Annotated in this window: 13 protein-coding genes; 9 read left to right on the plus strand and 4 right to left on the minus strand. The window is 70.7% G+C overall.

Annotation, left to right across the window (positions count from 1 at the left end; genetic code table 11):
- Positions 1-93 precede the first annotated feature (93 nt).
- The 6 genes from ACJ7VY_RS09065 to ACJ7VY_RS09090 all read left to right on the plus strand — a co-directional run bounded on the left by ACJ7VY_RS09065 (position 94) and on the right by ACJ7VY_RS09090 (position 6,240).
- Positions 94-1,572: an amino acid permease gene (locus ACJ7VY_RS09065; RefSeq protein WP_313253071.1), complete on the plus strand. Its 1,479-nt coding sequence runs from the start codon at positions 94-96 to the stop codon at positions 1,570-1,572.
- Between the two features lie 64 nt (positions 1,573-1,636).
- On the plus strand, positions 1,637-3,070 hold the full coding sequence (locus tag ACJ7VY_RS09070; RefSeq protein WP_104938927.1) for an amino acid permease: 1,434 nt from the start codon (positions 1,637-1,639) through the stop codon (positions 3,068-3,070).
- Between the two features lie 189 nt (positions 3,071-3,259).
- Positions 3,260-3,907: a methylthioribulose 1-phosphate dehydratase gene (locus ACJ7VY_RS09075; RefSeq protein WP_409475457.1), complete on the plus strand. Its 648-nt coding sequence runs from the start codon at positions 3,260-3,262 to the stop codon at positions 3,905-3,907.
- 84 nt (positions 3,908-3,991) lie between these two features.
- Complete coding sequence (locus ACJ7VY_RS09080) at positions 3,992-4,546, plus strand: 1,2-dihydroxy-3-keto-5-methylthiopentene dioxygenase (RefSeq protein ID WP_104938929.1); 555 nt, start codon at positions 3,992-3,994, stop codon at positions 4,544-4,546.
- A gap of 310 nt (positions 4,547-4,856) precedes the next feature.
- Positions 4,857-5,555, plus strand: coding sequence for an acireductone synthase (gene mtnC, locus ACJ7VY_RS09085; RefSeq protein WP_409475458.1), 699 nt, complete (start codon positions 4,857-4,859; stop codon positions 5,553-5,555).
- Positions 5,556-5,748: 193 nt separating this feature from the next.
- On the plus strand, positions 5,749-6,240 hold the full coding sequence (locus tag ACJ7VY_RS09090) for an MgtC/SapB family protein (protein WP_104938931.1): 492 nt from the start codon (positions 5,749-5,751) through the stop codon (positions 6,238-6,240).
- A gap of 14 nt (positions 6,241-6,254) precedes the next feature.
- On the opposite strand, the gene ACJ7VY_RS09095 is transcribed toward ACJ7VY_RS09090, so the two are convergent.
- Both ACJ7VY_RS09095 and ACJ7VY_RS09100 read right to left on the minus strand, forming a co-directional pair.
- The gene (locus ACJ7VY_RS09095; protein WP_409475459.1) at positions 6,255-7,421 is read right to left on the minus strand and encodes a metallophosphoesterase; all 1,167 of its coding nucleotides are present in this window, start codon (positions 7,419-7,421) and stop codon (positions 6,255-6,257) included.
- Between the two features lie 239 nt (positions 7,422-7,660).
- Complete coding sequence (locus ACJ7VY_RS09100) at positions 7,661-9,493, minus strand: DUF885 domain-containing protein (protein WP_409476801.1); 1,833 nt, start codon at positions 9,491-9,493, stop codon at positions 7,661-7,663.
- A gap of 202 nt (positions 9,494-9,695) precedes the next feature.
- On the opposite strand from ACJ7VY_RS09100, the gene ACJ7VY_RS09105 reads away from it, so the two are divergent.
- Positions 9,696-10,967, plus strand: a complete 1,272-nt coding sequence (locus ACJ7VY_RS09105; RefSeq protein ID WP_409475460.1) for an amino acid permease — start codon at positions 9,696-9,698, stop codon at positions 10,965-10,967.
- A 102-nt stretch (positions 10,968-11,069) separates the two neighbouring features.
- Complete coding sequence (locus ACJ7VY_RS09110) at positions 11,070-12,047, plus strand: C13 family peptidase (protein WP_409475461.1); 978 nt, start codon at positions 11,070-11,072, stop codon at positions 12,045-12,047.
- A gap of 22 nt (positions 12,048-12,069) precedes the next feature.
- On the opposite strand, the gene ACJ7VY_RS09115 is transcribed toward ACJ7VY_RS09110, so the two are convergent.
- Positions 12,070-12,750: a hypothetical protein gene (locus ACJ7VY_RS09115; RefSeq protein ID WP_409475462.1), complete on the minus strand. Its 681-nt coding sequence runs from the start codon at positions 12,748-12,750 to the stop codon at positions 12,070-12,072.
- 83 nt (positions 12,751-12,833) lie between these two features.
- On the opposite strand from ACJ7VY_RS09115, the gene ACJ7VY_RS09120 reads away from it, so the two are divergent.
- Entirely contained in the window at positions 12,834-13,298 is a 465-nt protein-coding gene (locus ACJ7VY_RS09120) for a YciI family protein (protein ID WP_240212033.1), read from the plus strand.
- 9 nt (positions 13,299-13,307) lie between these two features.
- Here ACJ7VY_RS09120 and ACJ7VY_RS09125 read toward each other — a convergent pair whose 3' ends face one another.
- On the minus strand, positions 13,308-14,834 hold the full coding sequence (locus ACJ7VY_RS09125; protein ID WP_409475463.1) for a calcineurin-like phosphoesterase C-terminal domain-containing protein: 1,527 nt from the start codon (positions 14,832-14,834) through the stop codon (positions 13,308-13,310).
- Positions 14,835-14,882: the final 48 nt, after the last annotated feature.

Below are 14,882 nucleotides of genomic sequence, written 5' to 3' on the forward strand. Positions count from 1 at the left end.
AAGGTAGGCCGTTGCCGGCGGTTCAGCTTGCCACACCCCATGCGCATTGCCGGTGGATGCGCGGAAACACCACCAGGTCTGGAAAAACAGCGAATGCTCAAAACACTGTTGAGGGTCAAACCGGTCGAGCCGGCCGCACACGTGGACGCCGGCGAACCGGTCGAAGGCAGCCTGCAGGGCGAAGCCACGCTCAAGCGCACCCTCACAGCCAGGCACCTGATCCTGTTGGGCATGGGCGCGGTGATCGGCGCCGGCATCTTCGTCATCACCGGCCAGGCCGCGGCCCACCACGCCGGCCCCGCGATCATGCTGTCGTTCGTGCTCGCCGGCCTGGCCTGCGCCTTCGCCGGCCTGTGCTACGCCGAATTCGCGGCGATGATGCCGGTTTCCGGCAGCGCCTATTCGTATTCCTACGCCACCCTGGGCGAAGGCATGGCCTGGTTCATCGGCTGGTGCCTGGTACTGGAGTACCTGTTCGCCTCCTCCTCGGTGGCGGTGGGCTGGTCGGCCTACCTGCTCAGTTTCCTCACCAGCACCCTGCACCTGCCCTTCCCCGAGGCGCTGACCGCCGCGCCGATCGCCTGGGAGAACGGCCAGTTCGTCGCCTCCGGCAAACTGCTCAACCTGCCGGCGGTACTGATCATCGCGGTGATCTCCGGGCTGCTGTACGTCGGCGTCACCCAGTCCACCTTCGTCAACGCGGTGATCGTCGCGATCAAGGTCGCAGTGATCTGCCTGTTCGTCGGCTTCGGCGCGATGTACGTCAACCCGGAGAACTGGACGCCCTTCATCCCGGACAACACCACCGGCGTGTTCGGCGAATTCGGCTGGAGCGGCGTGTTCCGCGCCGCATCCATCGTGTTCTTCGCCTACATCGGTTTCGACGCGGTCTCCACCGCCGCCGGCGAAACCAAGGACCCGCAGCGGAACATGCCGATCGGCCTGCTCGGCTCGCTGGCCGTGTGCACCATCATCTACATCGTGGTCTGTGCGGTGATGACCGGCCTCATGCACTACACCCAGCTCGGCACCGACAAGCCGGTGGCCACCGCGCTGGAGGCCTATGCCAACCTGGCGTGGCTCAAGACCTGGGTGGAGATCGGCGCCATCGCCGGCCTGTCCTCGGTGGTGCTGGTGATGATGATGGGCCAGACCCGCATCGCCTACACCATTTCCCGCGACGGCCTGCTGCCGCAGGTGTTCGGCCGGGTGCACCCGAAGTTCCGCACGCCGCACCTGAGCACCGTGATCGTCGGCGCGCTGGCCGCCACCCTGGCCGGACTGGTGCCGCTCAACGTGCTGGGCGAACTGGTCGCCATGGGCACGCTGCTGGCATTCGCCACGGTCTGCATCGGCGTGCTGATCCTGCGCCGCACCCGCCCGGAGATGCCGCGCGCATTCCGGGTGCCGGCGGTATGGCTGGTCGCGCCGCTGGGCGCGCTGATCTGCCTGGGCCTGTTCGCGATGGCCTTCGCCGCCCATTGGCTGGTGTTCGTGCTGTGGAATGTACTGGGCGTGGCCATCTACCTGGGCTACGGCATGCGCCACAGCAAACTGAACCGGAACGCCTGATTCCCTTCCTTCCGGCCGGCCACGCGCCGGCCGTTCCCGTACGCACGACGAGCGAACACGCACCATGTTCAAGCAACTGTGGGCCACCAAACATCCGCACGCCGCCCATGAAGAGGCCAACGGCCTGAGCCTGCGCCGCACCCTGGGCCCCTGGGGGCTGACCGCGCTGGGCATCGGCGCGGTCATCGGCGGCGGCATCTTCGTCATCACCGGCCAGGCCGCGGCCAACCACGCCGGTCCGGCAATCATGCTGTCGTTCGTGCTGGCGGCGGTGTGCTGCGCGTTCTGCGCGATGGCCTACGCCGAGTTCGCCTCGATGGTGCCGGTCTCCGGCAGCGCCTACACCTACACCTACGCCACCTTCGGCGAACTGTCGGCGTGGTTCATCGGCTGGATGCTGGTACTCGAGTACGGCGTCTCCGCCTCGGCGGTGGCGGTGAGCTGGACCGGTTACTTCCTCAGCCTGCTCAGCCATTTCGACATCTACCTGCCGGCGGCGCTGGTCAATGCGCCGCTGGACGCCCAGCTGCGCCCGACCGGGGCCATCGCCAACATTCCGGCCGCGGTGCTGGTGCTGCTGCTGACCTGGCTGTGCTACGTGGGCATCAGCAAGTCCTCGGCGATGAACATGGCCATGGTGATCCTCAAGACCGGCCTGATCCTGCTGGTCATCGTCGCCGGCTGGAAGTACGTGGACCCGGCCAACTGGACCCCGTTCATCCCCGCCAACGAAGGCCCGGGCAAGTACGGCTTCGACGGCGTGCTGCGCGGCGCGGCGATGGTGTTCTTCGCCTACATCGGCTTCGAGGCGGTCTCGGTGGCCGCGCAGGAATCGCACCGCCCGCAGCGCGACCTGCCGATCGGCATGCTGCTGTCGCTGGTGATCTGCACCGTGCTGTACATCGCCATGGCCGCGGTGATGACCGGCCTGGTCCCGTACAAGCTGCTCGGCACCGCCGAACCGGTGGTGACCGCGGTGGCCGCGCATCCGCAGCTGGACTGGCTGCGCATCATCGTCGAGGTCGGGGCCCTGATCGGCCTGTCCTCGGTGGTGCTGGTGATGGTGATCGGCCAGCCGCGCATCTTCATGATCATGGGCCGCGACGGCCTGCTGCCGCCGGTGTTCACCAAGATCCACCCCAAGTACCGCACCCCGCACATCAACACGGTGATCACCGGCATCGGCATCGCCCTGCTCGCCGCGCTGTTCCCGCTGGACATCCTCGGCGAACTGACCTCGATGGGCACCCTGATCGCCTTCGCCGCGGTCTGCGCCGGCGTGCTGGTCCTGCGCCGCACCCAGCCGGACCTGCCGCGCCCGTTCCGCATCCCGATGGCCTGGCTGATCTGCAGCGCCGGCGTGCTCAGCTGCATCGCCCTGCTGACCGCGATGACCCTGCACAACTGGATGCTGATGGGGCTGTGGACCGCCACCGGCTTCATCGTCTACTTCGCCTACGGCATGCGCCACAGCAAGCTGCGCGACCGCCGCGGCTGACCGCGCGGCCACGCGCCAGCCTTCCGGGCCCGGGTGGAAACACCCGGGCCTTTTTTTTCCGCCGCCCGGCACGCGCCGTGCGCAATGGCGCCCGCGGTGCGGCTGATCCGGCACGGAGGACGCCGCCCGGCCACGGGCCGGGTGTCCGGCGGCCCCTACGCGTGCCGCCGGCTGAGTAGAATGCGGGCCATGAACGCCCCCACTGTCCCCTACGACGCCCAGCGGCTGAGCGAACTGGCGCAGCTGCTGATCGACAACATCCGCGAACTGGCCCGGGCCGGCTGGACACCCGCCACCAGCAGCAACTTCTCGCACCGGCTGGACGACCGCCATGCAGCCATCACCGTGTCCGGCAAGGACAAGGGACGGCTGGTCGAAGCCGACATCATGGTCGTGGACTTCGACGGCAAGGCCGTGAGCCGGCCGCTGCGCCCGTCGGCCGAAACCCTGCTGCACACCCAGCTCTACGCGCGCTTCCCGGAAGTGAACTGCGTGCTGCACACGCATTCGCCGGTGCAGACCATCGCCTCGCGCCTGTACGGCGGCGACGGCCACGTGCGCCTGGAAGGCTACGAGCTGCTCAAGGCGCTGCACGGCAATTCCACCCACGAGACCGCGGTGGACCTGAAGGTGTTCGCCAACACCCAGGACATGGACGTGCTCGCCGCGCAGGTGGAGGCCGAACTCGACAAGGGCCCGATGTGGGGCTACCTGATCGACGGCCACGGCCTGTATGCCTGGGGCCGCGACATGGCCGAAGCGCGCCGCCACCTGGAAGCGTTCGAGTTCCTGCTCCACTGCGAACTGGAACTGCGCCGGCTGCGCGCCGGCGGCTGAATCCACGCACCGCGGGCCACGCGGGCGCCGATGGCGCCGGGTGCCCTGCTACCCTTCCCGTCCCCCACGCCTCGAACCGCCGCCATGAGCCGACTGCGCATCTTCAACGACACCGATCCCGCCACCGTGCTGCTGGACAGCCGCGACGGCGGGGTCATCCGCGCCGAACTGGAGAAGATCGGCGTCACCTTCGAGCGCTGGCAGGCGAAACACCCGGTCGCGCCGGGCGCCAGCCAGGAAGAAGTGTTCGCCGCCTACCGCGAGGACATCGACCGCCTGGTAGCCACCCACGGCTTCAAGAGCGTGGACGTGGCCTCGATCGCGCCGGACAACCCGGACCGCGAGCAGATCCGGCTCAAGTTCCTCGACGAGCACTACCACAAGGAGGACGAAGTGCGCTTCTTCGTCGCCGGCTCGGGCCTGTTCACCCTGCACGTGGGCGACAAGGTCTACGAAGTGGAATGCGTCAAGGACGACCTGATCTCGGTGCCCGACGGCACCACCCACTGGTTCGACATGGGGCCCGCGCCGAGCTTCGTCGCGATCCGCTTCTTCACCGCGCCCGATGGCTGGGTCGGCCACTTCACCGGCACCGACATCGCCCGGCAGTTCCCGCGCTACCAGCCCGACGCGGGGTGATGCTTCGAGCCCCGCTCCGTTCGGGGTGGCAGGGGCCGTTCGCGCCCCACCGCTGCGCTGGCCCGCCAATGCCCCTGCGCCAGCGCCGGGAGCGCGGCGCCACACCGGGCACGGGGCAAGGGCACATGCAGCAAACCCGTGCGCCGTTCCCGCTGCGCCCGCCTGCCAGCCGCACTGCGCCGTACCCCTCCCGCCCTTCGGGCACCTGCACCCGGCACCTCCCCGTGCCCCACCCACCCGGCGGCTTCAGCGTACAGCGTGGCGGCCCTGCCAAACTGTCGCCCGCAAGCAAAGGAACTGGACTCCCCGCATGACCACCCGCGCCATCCTCACCGACATCGAAGGCACCACCTCGAGCATCTCCTTCGTCAAGGACGTGCTGTTCCCCTATGCCCGTGCCGCCCTGCCCGGCTTCGTCCGCGCGCACGGGCAGCAACCCGAGGTTCGCCGCTGGCTCGACGCGGTCGCCACCGAGATCGCCGCCAGCGCCTGCCAGGACGAGGTCATCGTCGAGACCCTGCAGGGCTGGATCGACCAGGACCGCAAACACACCGCGCTCAAGGCGCTGCAGGGCATGATCTGGGAGGCCGGCTACCGCAACGGCGACTACACCGCGCACCTGTACCCGGAGGTGGCCGCGGTGCTGCGCGGCTGGCATGCCGCCGGCATCCCGCTGTACGTGTACTCCTCCGGTTCGGTGCCGGCGCAGAAGCTGTTCTTCGGTTACAGCGACGCCGGCGACCTCAGCGGCCTGTTCTCGGGCCACTTCGACACCCAGACCGGTGGCAAGCGCGAGGCCGGCAGCTATGCGCGCATCGCCGCGGCCATCGGCGTGGCGGCGCATGACATCCTGTTCCTGTCGGACATCGTCGAGGAACTGGACGCGGCACGCGAGGCCGGGCTGCGCACGGTGCTGCTGGACCGCCGCGACGACTACCCGATGCCACGCACCGGCGACGCCACGCACGGCCATGCCCGGGTGGAGACGTTCGAACAGATCGTGCCCTGAGCGCCCCGCGCATCCGGCATGCATGACCCCGGCGGCCCCCTGCGGGCCGTCTTCATTGGCGCGCCGCGGCGACCGGCTGGCCCGGCCCGCCCGCATCGACGCGGCCATCACCCCGGCTGCATTGGCGCGATGCTAGCGTGCGCCGGCATCGCGTGCATCGACACGCCCCCCCCCCCCGTGCCGGAACCCTACGATGAGCATCACCACACAGGTCGGCCAGGCGCTGGCCGCCGAATTCGCCATACCCGACGTCGCTACCCTGACCGTCGTCGCCACCCGCCTGCTCACCGCCATCGTGCTCGGCGGGGCGCTGGGACTGGAGCGCGAAAGCAAGGGCCGTGCGGCCGGGCTGAAGACCCACATCCTGGTGTCGGTGGGCTCGGCGCTGTTCGTGCTGGCGCCGCTGCAGATGGGCATCAGCGGCGCCGACGTCACCCGGGTCATGCAGGGCATCGTCTCGGGCATCGGCTTCCTGGGTGCCGGCGCCATCCTCAAGCAGGACCGCGAGGAACGGGTGCAGGGCCTGACCACCGCCGCTGGCATCTGGATGACGGCCGCGATCGGCATGGCCGCGGGCATGGGCATGCAGATGGTGGCGCTGGCCACCACCGTGGCCGCGCTGGCGGTGGTCAGCGCGCTGCCGCGGCTGATGCCCGAACGGCGGAGCATGGCCGCCGACGACTGAGCCTGCGGACGCCCTCAACGGGCGCGGGCGGGCGCGGCCTTCAGTACCAGCAGGTCGATGCTGGAGGGAACGCCCAGGCGCACGCCGAAGCCGTCCCATTGCCCGGCACCACTGCTGACGAACAGGGTCATCGGCCCGACCCGGTAGTCGCCGCGGACGAAGCCGTGGTTGGCCGGCGCCACCACCCAGCGGTCGAACCCCAGCATGTGGCCGCCGTGGGTATGGCCGGATACCTGCAGGTCGAACGCGCCGGTGGCCGCGGCCGCACGCGCCTGCTTCGGCTGGTGGGCGAGCAGGATGTGCGCGTCGGCCCCCTTGCCGGCGGCGATCACCGCCGGCAGGTCGGGCGCGAGCCCGCCACGCATGTAGGCACTGGGACGCAGCGCGGCCAGGTCGCCCACGCCGGACACCGCCAGCGTGCGGCCGTGGATGTCGAGCCGCGCGGTCTGGTTCTCCAGCACGCCCAGGCCCATGCCGCGGAAGTGCGCCATCCAGCGCCGGTAGCCGTGGTAGTACTCGTGGTTGCCCGGCGCCACCCATACGCCGTAGGGCGCGGCCAGTCCGGCCAGCGGGGCGACGAACGCCGCCGTGTCCCCGACCTCGCCGTCGACCATGTCGCCGGGCAGCACGATCAGGTCCGGGCGCGCGGCCATTACCGCGTCGACCACCTTCCGCGTGCGCCAGGTGCGCTTGACCGGGCTGGCGTGCAGGTCGGCGATCACCGCCATGCGCAGGCCGTCCAGTTCCTGTGGCAGGCCCGGCACTACCAGCGCGCGCTCATGCACCGCTGGTGGCTTCAGGCCATTGACGATGCCGAGCGTGGCCAGCAGCACGATCACCGCGGCGGCCAGCTGGTTGCCACGCACGCCGTGCCATGCGGTGGCCAGCACCGAAGTGCGCGGCGCCCGTCGCGACAGCAGCCAGCCCAGCTCGCGCAACGGCAGGAACACCAGCAGCATCACGAACATCGCCAGCACCCAGCCGAACACCAGCTGGATCCAGGCTTCGGCCGCGTACGCCAGGACATCCATGCGCCAAAGCGCGGCCAGGGCCACGCCCAGCAGGGCCAGCACCACGCTGGTGCCAAGGTGCCAGCGGCGCTGCCGCCGGTCCGGGAACGGCACGGGCCACCACAACCACAGGGCAAGCAGCGGCAGGAGCAACGATACGATCAGGGTCATCGACGGGGGAGCAGCCGGGCCGGCGCGGACGCGGCCGTCCGGCAGCCGGAAAGGCGTTCAAGGGAGGGGAGCAATGATGCGGCAGGCGCCCGCCATGCGGCGAGTGCGCCGGTTGCACCAGTGCGTTCCCGCGGCGCAGCGGCAGCGGGGTGGCGCCGGCCGGTGCCGGCACGGCAGCAAGCTCCGGTACCGGGCGACGACGGCGGCCACGTGGCCGCCGCGTCGGTGCCCGGCGCCGCTCAGCCGCCCTGGGCGGCGATCCAGCCGTCGACCTTCTCTTCCAGCACGTCCAGCGGCACCGAACCGTCCTTCAGCACCTCGGCATGGAACTGGCGGATGTCGAACTTGCCGCCGAGCTTCTGTTCGGCACGCCGCCGCAGCTCCTGGATCTTCAGCTCGCCGGTCTTGTAGGCCAGCGCCTGGCCCGGCCATGCGATGTAGCGCTCGGCCTCGGCCACCGCATCGGGCTCGCTCACCGAGGAATTGGCGAACATGTAATCCAGCACCTGCTGGCGGCTCCAGCCCTTGGCGTGCAGGCCGGTGTCCACCACCAGCCGCACCGCGCGCCACAGCTCGCCCTGCAGGCGGCCGAAATAGCTGTACGGGTCGGTGTACACGCCCAGGTCCTTGCCCAGGCTCTCGGCATACAGGCCCCAGCCTTCGATGAAGGCGGTTTCGCCGCCGAAGCGGCGGAACGCCGGCACGCCCTGCAGTTCCTGCTGCAGCGCCAGCTGGAAGTGATGGCCCGGAATCGCCTCGTGCAGGAACAGGTCCTCCGCGTCCCAGGTCTTGCGGGTCGGCAGGTCGTAGGTGTTGACGTAGAAGATGCCCGGGCGGCTGCCGTCCTCGCTGGGCTGCATGTACTCGCCGCCGGCCGCCGACTTGGCGCGGAACGCCTCGATCGGGCGGATCTCGAAACCGGCCTTCGGCGTCAGCGAGAACAGCTTGGGCACGTTGCCGTTGATCTTGGCTTCCAGCCCGCGGTAATGCTCCAGCAGCGCCGCTTCGGAGCCGAACTCGAACTGCTTGTCGTGCTGCATGAACTTGAAGAAGTCCTGCAGCGAGCCCTTGAAGCCGACCTGCTGCATCACCGTGCGGATCTCACCGTGGATGCGCTCCACTTCCTTCAGACCGATCTCGTGGATCTGCTCCGGGGTCTGCGTGGTGGTGGTGCTCTCCCTAGCGTTGAAGGCATACCACGCCTTGCCGTCGGGCAGCGCGTCCAGGCCCACCGTGTCGCGGGTCGCCGGCAGGTACTCGTTGGCGATGAAGTCACGCTGCTTCCTGATCGCCGGCAGCAGCTGCTGCTCGATCAGCGTGCGGTAGGCCGCGGTCAGGCGCTCCTTGTCGGCCTGCGCGAAATCGGCCGGCATCGCCTTGATCGGCCCCCAGAACTGGCTGTCCTCGGCGCCCTTGGCCGCCAGGATCTCGTCGAACTGCGGCACCACCTTTTCCATCAGCACGCGCGGCTGCACCACCCCGGCCTTCATGCCTTCGCGCATGTTGGCGATCTCGGTGTCCAGCAGCACCGGGATGCGCGCGGCGCGCGCCAGCCAGTTGTCGTAGTCCTTCACCGTCTTGAACGGCTGTGCGACCTGGCCCGAACCCAGCATCACCGCGTAGCTCACGGTCGAGCCCATCTGGTTGACCGGCATCATCCAGCCGGGGAACTTCTCCCCTTCCAGCGACTGCTTCTGCTCCTGGACGAAGATGCGGTAGCTGAGCAGGTCCTGCCCGGCCAGCCCGGCATCGCCGATCTTCTCCGCCTTGGCCAGCCATTCGGCGGTGAAGTCGTGGCTCTGCCTGCGGAACTGCGCCGAGCCGAAATCCGGCAGCTGATCGTTGTAGCGGTTGTCGCCCTGGAAGGTGGCCTGCAGCGGGTTCAGCTTGAGCACGCCCTCCCAGTAGTCGGCATAGAGCTGGTTGAGCCGGGCGGCCTTGTCGGCCTGCGCCGCCTCGCCGGCGGCGTCGCCCGCGGCCGGTTGCGTGGAGGGGGAACAGGCAACCAGCACGGTGGCCAGGGACAGCGAAACGGACAGGGCCAGGGGACGCAGCTTCATGCGGGAATCCATCGGATGCAGGAAGCCACCAGCGTCCACGCAGCGCTCCCGCCGGGGAAAGGGCCAAAGGTCATTGCCGCGGCGACCATCGCCGCCGCGCCGGCAACGCGTCATAATCCGCGCCCGTTCCCGCGCCCGTTGCCGCAGGCGCCTCCCCCTTCCGCCCGACCCGGTGCCCCGGTACCCGTGGCCGCGCCCCGTTCCCTGGCTCCTGATGACTACCCCCCACCGCCCGCTGGGCTTCTGGTCCGCCACCGCCCTGGTCGTGGGCAGCATGATCGGCTCCGGCACCTTCCTGCTGCCGGCCACGCTGGCCCCCTACGGCGCCGCCACCCTGGTCGGCTGGGCCATCACCCTGTGCGGTGCGCTGCTGCTGGCGGTCACTTTCGCCCGTCTGGCGCGGCGCTGGCCACAGACCGGTGGCCCGTATGTGTTCGCGCGCAACGCCTTCGGCGAACTGCCCGGTTTCGTGGTGGCATGGAGCTACTGGATCTCGATGTGGTGCGCCATCGCCGCCATCGCGGTGGCCTTCGCCGGCAGCGTCGGTGCCATCTTCCCGTCCCTGACCGCCACCCCGGTGCGCGCGGCCGGCTGCGGCCTGGCCGCGTTGTGGCTGTGCGCCGGCGTCAACCTGGCGGGGCTGCGCGAGGCCGGCCGCCTGCAACTGCTGACCACCGTACTGAAAGTGGTGCCACTGCTGCTGTTCGGGCTGGTGGCGCTGTGGTTCGTCGATGCGCGCCACTACGTGCCGTTCAATCCCAGCGGTGAATCGCTGGGCAGCGTGGCCGCCGCCACCGTGGCGCTGACGCTGTGGGCGATGATCGGGCTGGAAGCGGCCACCGTGCCGGCCGGATCGGTCGACGATGCGCCGCGGACCGTGGCCCGCGCCACCGTGGCCGGCACCGCGATCGCCGGCATCGCCACGGTGCTGGCCTGCACCACCGTGCTCGGCCTGCTGCCGGCCGACGTGCTGGCCCGCTCCAGCGCACCGATGGCCGACGCCGCGGCGGCATTGTGGGGACCGGCGGCCGGCGTGCTGCTGGCGGTGGTCATGGCGGTGTCCTGCGTCGGCGCGCTCAACGGCTGGACCCTGCTGGCGGCGCAGTTGCCGTTGGCCGCGGCCCGCGATGGCGTGCTGCCGCGCGCCTTCGCCCGCGAGAACGCGCGCGGCGCCCCGGCGTTCGGCGTCATCGTCAGCTGCCTGCTGGCCAGCGTGCTGGTGATCAGCAACTACAACCGCTCGCTGGTGGACCTGTTCAAGTTCTCGGTGCTGCTGTCCACCGCCGCCACCCTGCTGCCCTACCTCGCCGGTGCCGCCGCGTGGCTGTGGCGCGGCGACGGCAGGGGCTCGCGGCTGGCCGCCGCCGGCGCACTCGCTTTCAGCCTCTACGCGCTGGGCGGCATCGGCACCGAAGCCCTGTTGTGGGGCGCGGGCCTGGTCGTGGCCGGGCTGCCGATCTATTTCGGGTTGCGCCACCGACGCTGAGCCATCGCCGCCGCGCCGCAGCGGCGGCCCTGGCGGCGCTCCTGCTTGCGTCCGGCGCTGCCCCCTGCAACGCTGCCGGCGTCCCACCAGAGCCGATTGCCGATGCCGGAGACACCGCGACCGCCGCGTTCCCGTTCCCTTGCGCTGCGCCGGCTGTGGCTGGCCGGGGTGATGCTGGCCGGCAGCTGGCCGGTGCTGGCCGGCAGCGCCGACCAGCCGCCGTGGGTGCCGACCACGCCGGCACTGGATGCCCCGCAACGCGCCCTGCTCGACGGCCTGCTCGCGCGGCTGCCGCCGCAGCGGCCCGGCGTGGCCGACCTGTACGTGCTAGGCGTGGCCGGCGACGCCGACGAGGACGTGTTCCGCAACGAAGTGCTCTACCTGCGGCAGCTGTCGGCGCGGCGCTGGGACGCCGACGGCCGCATGGTCGCGCTGGTCAACCAGCCGGACACGCTGCCCGGCGAGGCGCCGCTGCCGCCGGCGACCTACGAGAGCATCGGCCGCGCACTGGACGGGCTGGGGCAGGTGCTGGACCCGCGCGAGGACGTGTTGTTCGTGTACCTGAGCAGCCATGGCCTGGACGACAGCAGCTTCTACCTGCACACCGGCCCGGACCAGGAGGACTACCTGACGCCGGAGGACCTGGCGCAGCTGCTGGAAGACGCGGGCATCGGCAATGCGGTGATCGTGGTCTCGGCCTGCTATTCGGGGGGCTTCGTGCCGGTGCTGAAGGCTGCCAACCGCATGCTCGTCACCGCCGCGCGCAGCGACCGCCCGTCCTTCGGCTGCGGCAACACCGACAGCGCCACCTGGTTCGGTCGCGCGTTCCTGGTCGAGGCGCTGAACGCCACCGACGACTTCGCCGCCGCCTTCGGCATGGCCCGCGACAGCGTTCGCCGGCGCGAGAAGCAGGAAGGCGAGCTGCCATCGCATCCCCAGTTCGCCGCCGGCAGGGCGATCGCGCCGGTGCTCGCGCGCTGGCGCGCCGGGCTGCCGGCAAGTGCGCCGGTACCCTACCCGTTCGTGCACGCGCCGTCGGCCGGCGGTGATACGGCGTCAGCCGGCAACAGGTCGCGCTAGACAGCCGGCAAGTGACGCCGGATCAGTGCGGCTGCGCCGGGCCCGGCGCCTGCAGGCGCATGCCCTCCACCGCTTCCTCTTGCGCCCGCGCGGGGGCTACGGCTTCCGGCGCGATGGCGCGCGCGCGATCGCGCGGCTCCAGCAGGGTGATGGCGTGGGCCAGGACGGCGGTCATGCTGCCGGCGGGGTCGCCACGCGCCACGCGGTGGCCGCTGCTGCGCGGCTGCTCGGCGGCGGTTTGCAGGGGCAGCTCCGCCACCGTGCCGCGCACCGTGACGCGGTCGCCGGTGCGCACCAGCGAACCGAGCCGCAGCGTGTATTCGGCTTCCGCCGGCAGGTTGATGCTGGTGTCGTAGCCCTGGTCCATCACGAACAGCGCGTCGGAGGTCGTCGGATCGCCGTCGCCTTCGTCCTGCACGAACCAGCCCACCACCCGGCCGCGGTTGCCCTCGCCCAGCGTCTCGCCCATGGCCTGGGCGACGTCGTCGCCGTCGCCCATCAGGCTGCGCACGACCACGGCCTCGATGACCACATCCTGCCCGGAAAGCGGGCTGGCGGGCCCTCCCCCCTGCACCCGGCCGATCAGCACGCGGTCGGCATCCATCGGTTCGGCCGTTCCCTGCGCGCCTTCCAGCGCGGGCAGGCGGCAGGCACCGAGGGCCAGGACAAGCAGGACGGGCGCGAGGGTACGGAGCGTGGGCATGCAAGGGATCGCCGTTCGGGGGAGCCGCAGTGTAGCGGCCGCCCTGCGCTACGATGCCGGCACATGCTCCCGGGGAAAACGCCATGACCGTCCTGCGCGCCGGCCTGCTCGCCGCCCTGCTTCTGTCCGCCCTGCCGATGGCCGCGCACGCGGTGGAGCCGCCGGCGTACGACGCGGCGCTGGCAGCCCGGTTCGGCGCCGACGAGCGCGGCATGCGCGCCTACGTGCTGGTCATCCTCAAGACCGGGCCGAAACGCATGCCGGCCGGACCGGAGCGCGATGCGATGTTCCGTGGCCACTTCGCCAACATGCAGCGGCTGTCCGACGAGGGCAAGCTGGTGCTCGCCGGCCCGCTGGACGGCGTGGACGGCTGGCGCGGACTGTTCGTCTTCGCCGTGGCCGACATCGAGGAAGCGCGCCGGCTCGCCGCGACCGACCCGGTGCTGGTCAACGGCGAGATGGTGGCCGAATACCACGCCTATTACGGCAGCGCCGCGTTGATCGGCCTGCCCGACGTACACAGGCGGCTGCAGCGCCCGCAGCCCTGAGCCCCGCGCTCAGGGGCTCGCATCCTGCAGATGGTAGGTCGTGCGGCTGCGGTACTCGCGGCCGTTGAGCGTGGTGCGTACCTCGACCGTGTGTTCGCCCACCTCCAGCCGGGTCGGCAACGCCGCGCGCCACAGGTGCGTGGACGGCGTGGCTTCGGGCGAGCGGTCATAGCCGCGCAGGCTGTCGGACTGGTCGTCGGCCACGTTCTCGGCCAGCAGCCGTGGGTCGGGCTGCTCGACGCGTTTCATCGGCTGCCAGTGGCCGCCATCGACGCGGAATTCCACCGGCAGGCCGTCATGGCCCATGTAGACGTTGGCGTACACGCCCCACGCCGGATACGCGCCGCGGCGCAGCACCTTGGGCGCATGCAGCGCGATCTGCTCGTCCTCGGGCGCGCGCGCGACCCGGTACTCCACGCTGTAGCGGCCCTGCGGCTGCACGTTGAGCAGACCGTAGCCATTGGGCGTGCCATCGGACATGGTGGTGTCGGGGATGCCCTGCGCGTCCTTCACTCCCGACCAGAACGCACCGCAGGCCGCGCCCACGTTGTACTCGTGCAGCGGGCGCGCGCCCTTCCAGCCCTGCGCCGCGCTCCAGAACACCTGGCGCTGGTTGTGGGTGTGGCCGCTGAGCACCAGCGGGTGCGGCACCTGCTCCAGCAACGCGAACAGGCGCGCGCGGTCCGCGGCGCGGAACGCGTGGTCGAACAGCGGAATATGCAGCCCCAGCACCACCAGCCGGTCCTTGGGCACGGTCGGCAGGTAGCGCTCGAGGAAAGCGAACTGGTCCTCGCGCAGGCCGCCGACGTACGCCGGCTTCTGCCCCGGCTGGGCGACGACGTCGTCCAGGCCGATGAACACCATCGACGGCTCTTCCCAGGCATGGGTATCCGGGCCGAGCTGGCGGTGGAAGCTGTCCAGCGACGCGGCATCGCTGCGCGCGCCCAGGTCCATGTCGTGGTTGCCCGGCACGTGCAGCCACGGCACCCCGAGCGAGGTCACCGCCTTGACCAGCAACGGGTACAGCGCCGGATCGTCGTTGCTGATGTCGCCCAGGGTCATGCCCAGCCGCGCTGAGTGACGGCCGCGCAGCGGCGCGACGATGTCGCGCTCGAAGTAGTCCACGTCCAGCGCGCTGGAAGTCTGGCTGTCGGCCATCACCAGCGCCTGGAAGCTGGCCGGCGCGTCCGGCTGCGGCACCAGCGCGAACGGCCGGCACTGCCCGCCTTCGGTCTCGCCTGCACGCGGGCGCCAGATGTCCGGCAGCCCGTCGGCGCGCGCCGCGGCGCGGCGGCCGGCAGGTTTGATGACGAACACCGTGGGCTGCGCCGAACCCGGCAGGCGGTAGCGGCCGTCGCGGCCGGTGACGGCGATGTGCTCGCCGTCGGAAACACGGATGCCCGGCAGCGGCTGTTCGCCGGGGTCGCGCACGCCATTGCCGTTGGCATCGTCGAACACCGCCCCCTCCACGCAGGACGCGGCCGCGGTCAGCGGCGCACAGGCCAGCAGCAGGCCGGCGAACAGGTAATGGCGCATGCAAGCCTCGTCAGGCGAACGGACAAGCCGGCATTATCGCGCCGTCAT

The sequence above is a fragment of the Stenotrophomonas sp. Y-13 genome (genome assembly GCF_046267925.1).
Lineage (GTDB): Bacteria > Pseudomonadota > Gammaproteobacteria > Xanthomonadales > Xanthomonadaceae > Stenotrophomonas > Stenotrophomonas acidaminiphila_A.

What these genes read in the sequence shown, in the direction of transcription:
- ACJ7VY_RS09115 (WP_409475462.1), bottom strand. Translation starts at nt 12,750, where the DNA reads ATGCCCACGCTCCGTACCCTCGCGCCCGTCCTGCTTGTCCTGGCCCTC.
- ACJ7VY_RS09110 (WP_409475461.1), top strand. Translation starts at nt 11,070, where the DNA reads ATGCCGGAGACACCGCGACCGCCGCGTTCCCGTTCCCTTGCGCTGCGC.
- ACJ7VY_RS09100 (WP_409476801.1), bottom strand. Translation starts at nt 9,493, where the DNA reads ATGGATTCCCGCATGAAGCTGCGTCCCCTGGCCCTGTCCGTTTCGCTG.
- ACJ7VY_RS09065 (WP_313253071.1), top strand. Translation starts at nt 94, where the DNA reads ATGCTCAAAACACTGTTGAGGGTCAAACCGGTCGAGCCGGCCGCACAC.
- ACJ7VY_RS09095 (WP_409475459.1), bottom strand. Translation starts at nt 7,421, where the DNA reads ATGACCCTGATCGTATCGTTGCTCCTGCCGCTGCTTGCCCTGTGGTTG.
- mtnC (WP_409475458.1), top strand. Translation starts at nt 4,857, where the DNA reads ATGACCACCCGCGCCATCCTCACCGACATCGAAGGCACCACCTCGAGC.
- ACJ7VY_RS09105 (WP_409475460.1), top strand. Translation starts at nt 9,696, where the DNA reads ATGACTACCCCCCACCGCCCGCTGGGCTTCTGGTCCGCCACCGCCCTG.
- ACJ7VY_RS09120 (WP_240212033.1), top strand. Translation starts at nt 12,834, where the DNA reads ATGACCGTCCTGCGCGCCGGCCTGCTCGCCGCCCTGCTTCTGTCCGCC.
- ACJ7VY_RS09070 (WP_104938927.1), top strand. Translation starts at nt 1,637, where the DNA reads ATGTTCAAGCAACTGTGGGCCACCAAACATCCGCACGCCGCCCATGAA.
- ACJ7VY_RS09125 (WP_409475463.1), bottom strand. Translation starts at nt 14,834, where the DNA reads ATGCGCCATTACCTGTTCGCCGGCCTGCTGCTGGCCTGTGCGCCGCTG.
- ACJ7VY_RS09080 (WP_104938929.1), top strand. Translation starts at nt 3,992, where the DNA reads ATGAGCCGACTGCGCATCTTCAACGACACCGATCCCGCCACCGTGCTG.
- ACJ7VY_RS09075 (WP_409475457.1), top strand. Translation starts at nt 3,260, where the DNA reads ATGAACGCCCCCACTGTCCCCTACGACGCCCAGCGGCTGAGCGAACTG.
- ACJ7VY_RS09090 (WP_104938931.1), top strand. Translation starts at nt 5,749, where the DNA reads ATGAGCATCACCACACAGGTCGGCCAGGCGCTGGCCGCCGAATTCGCC.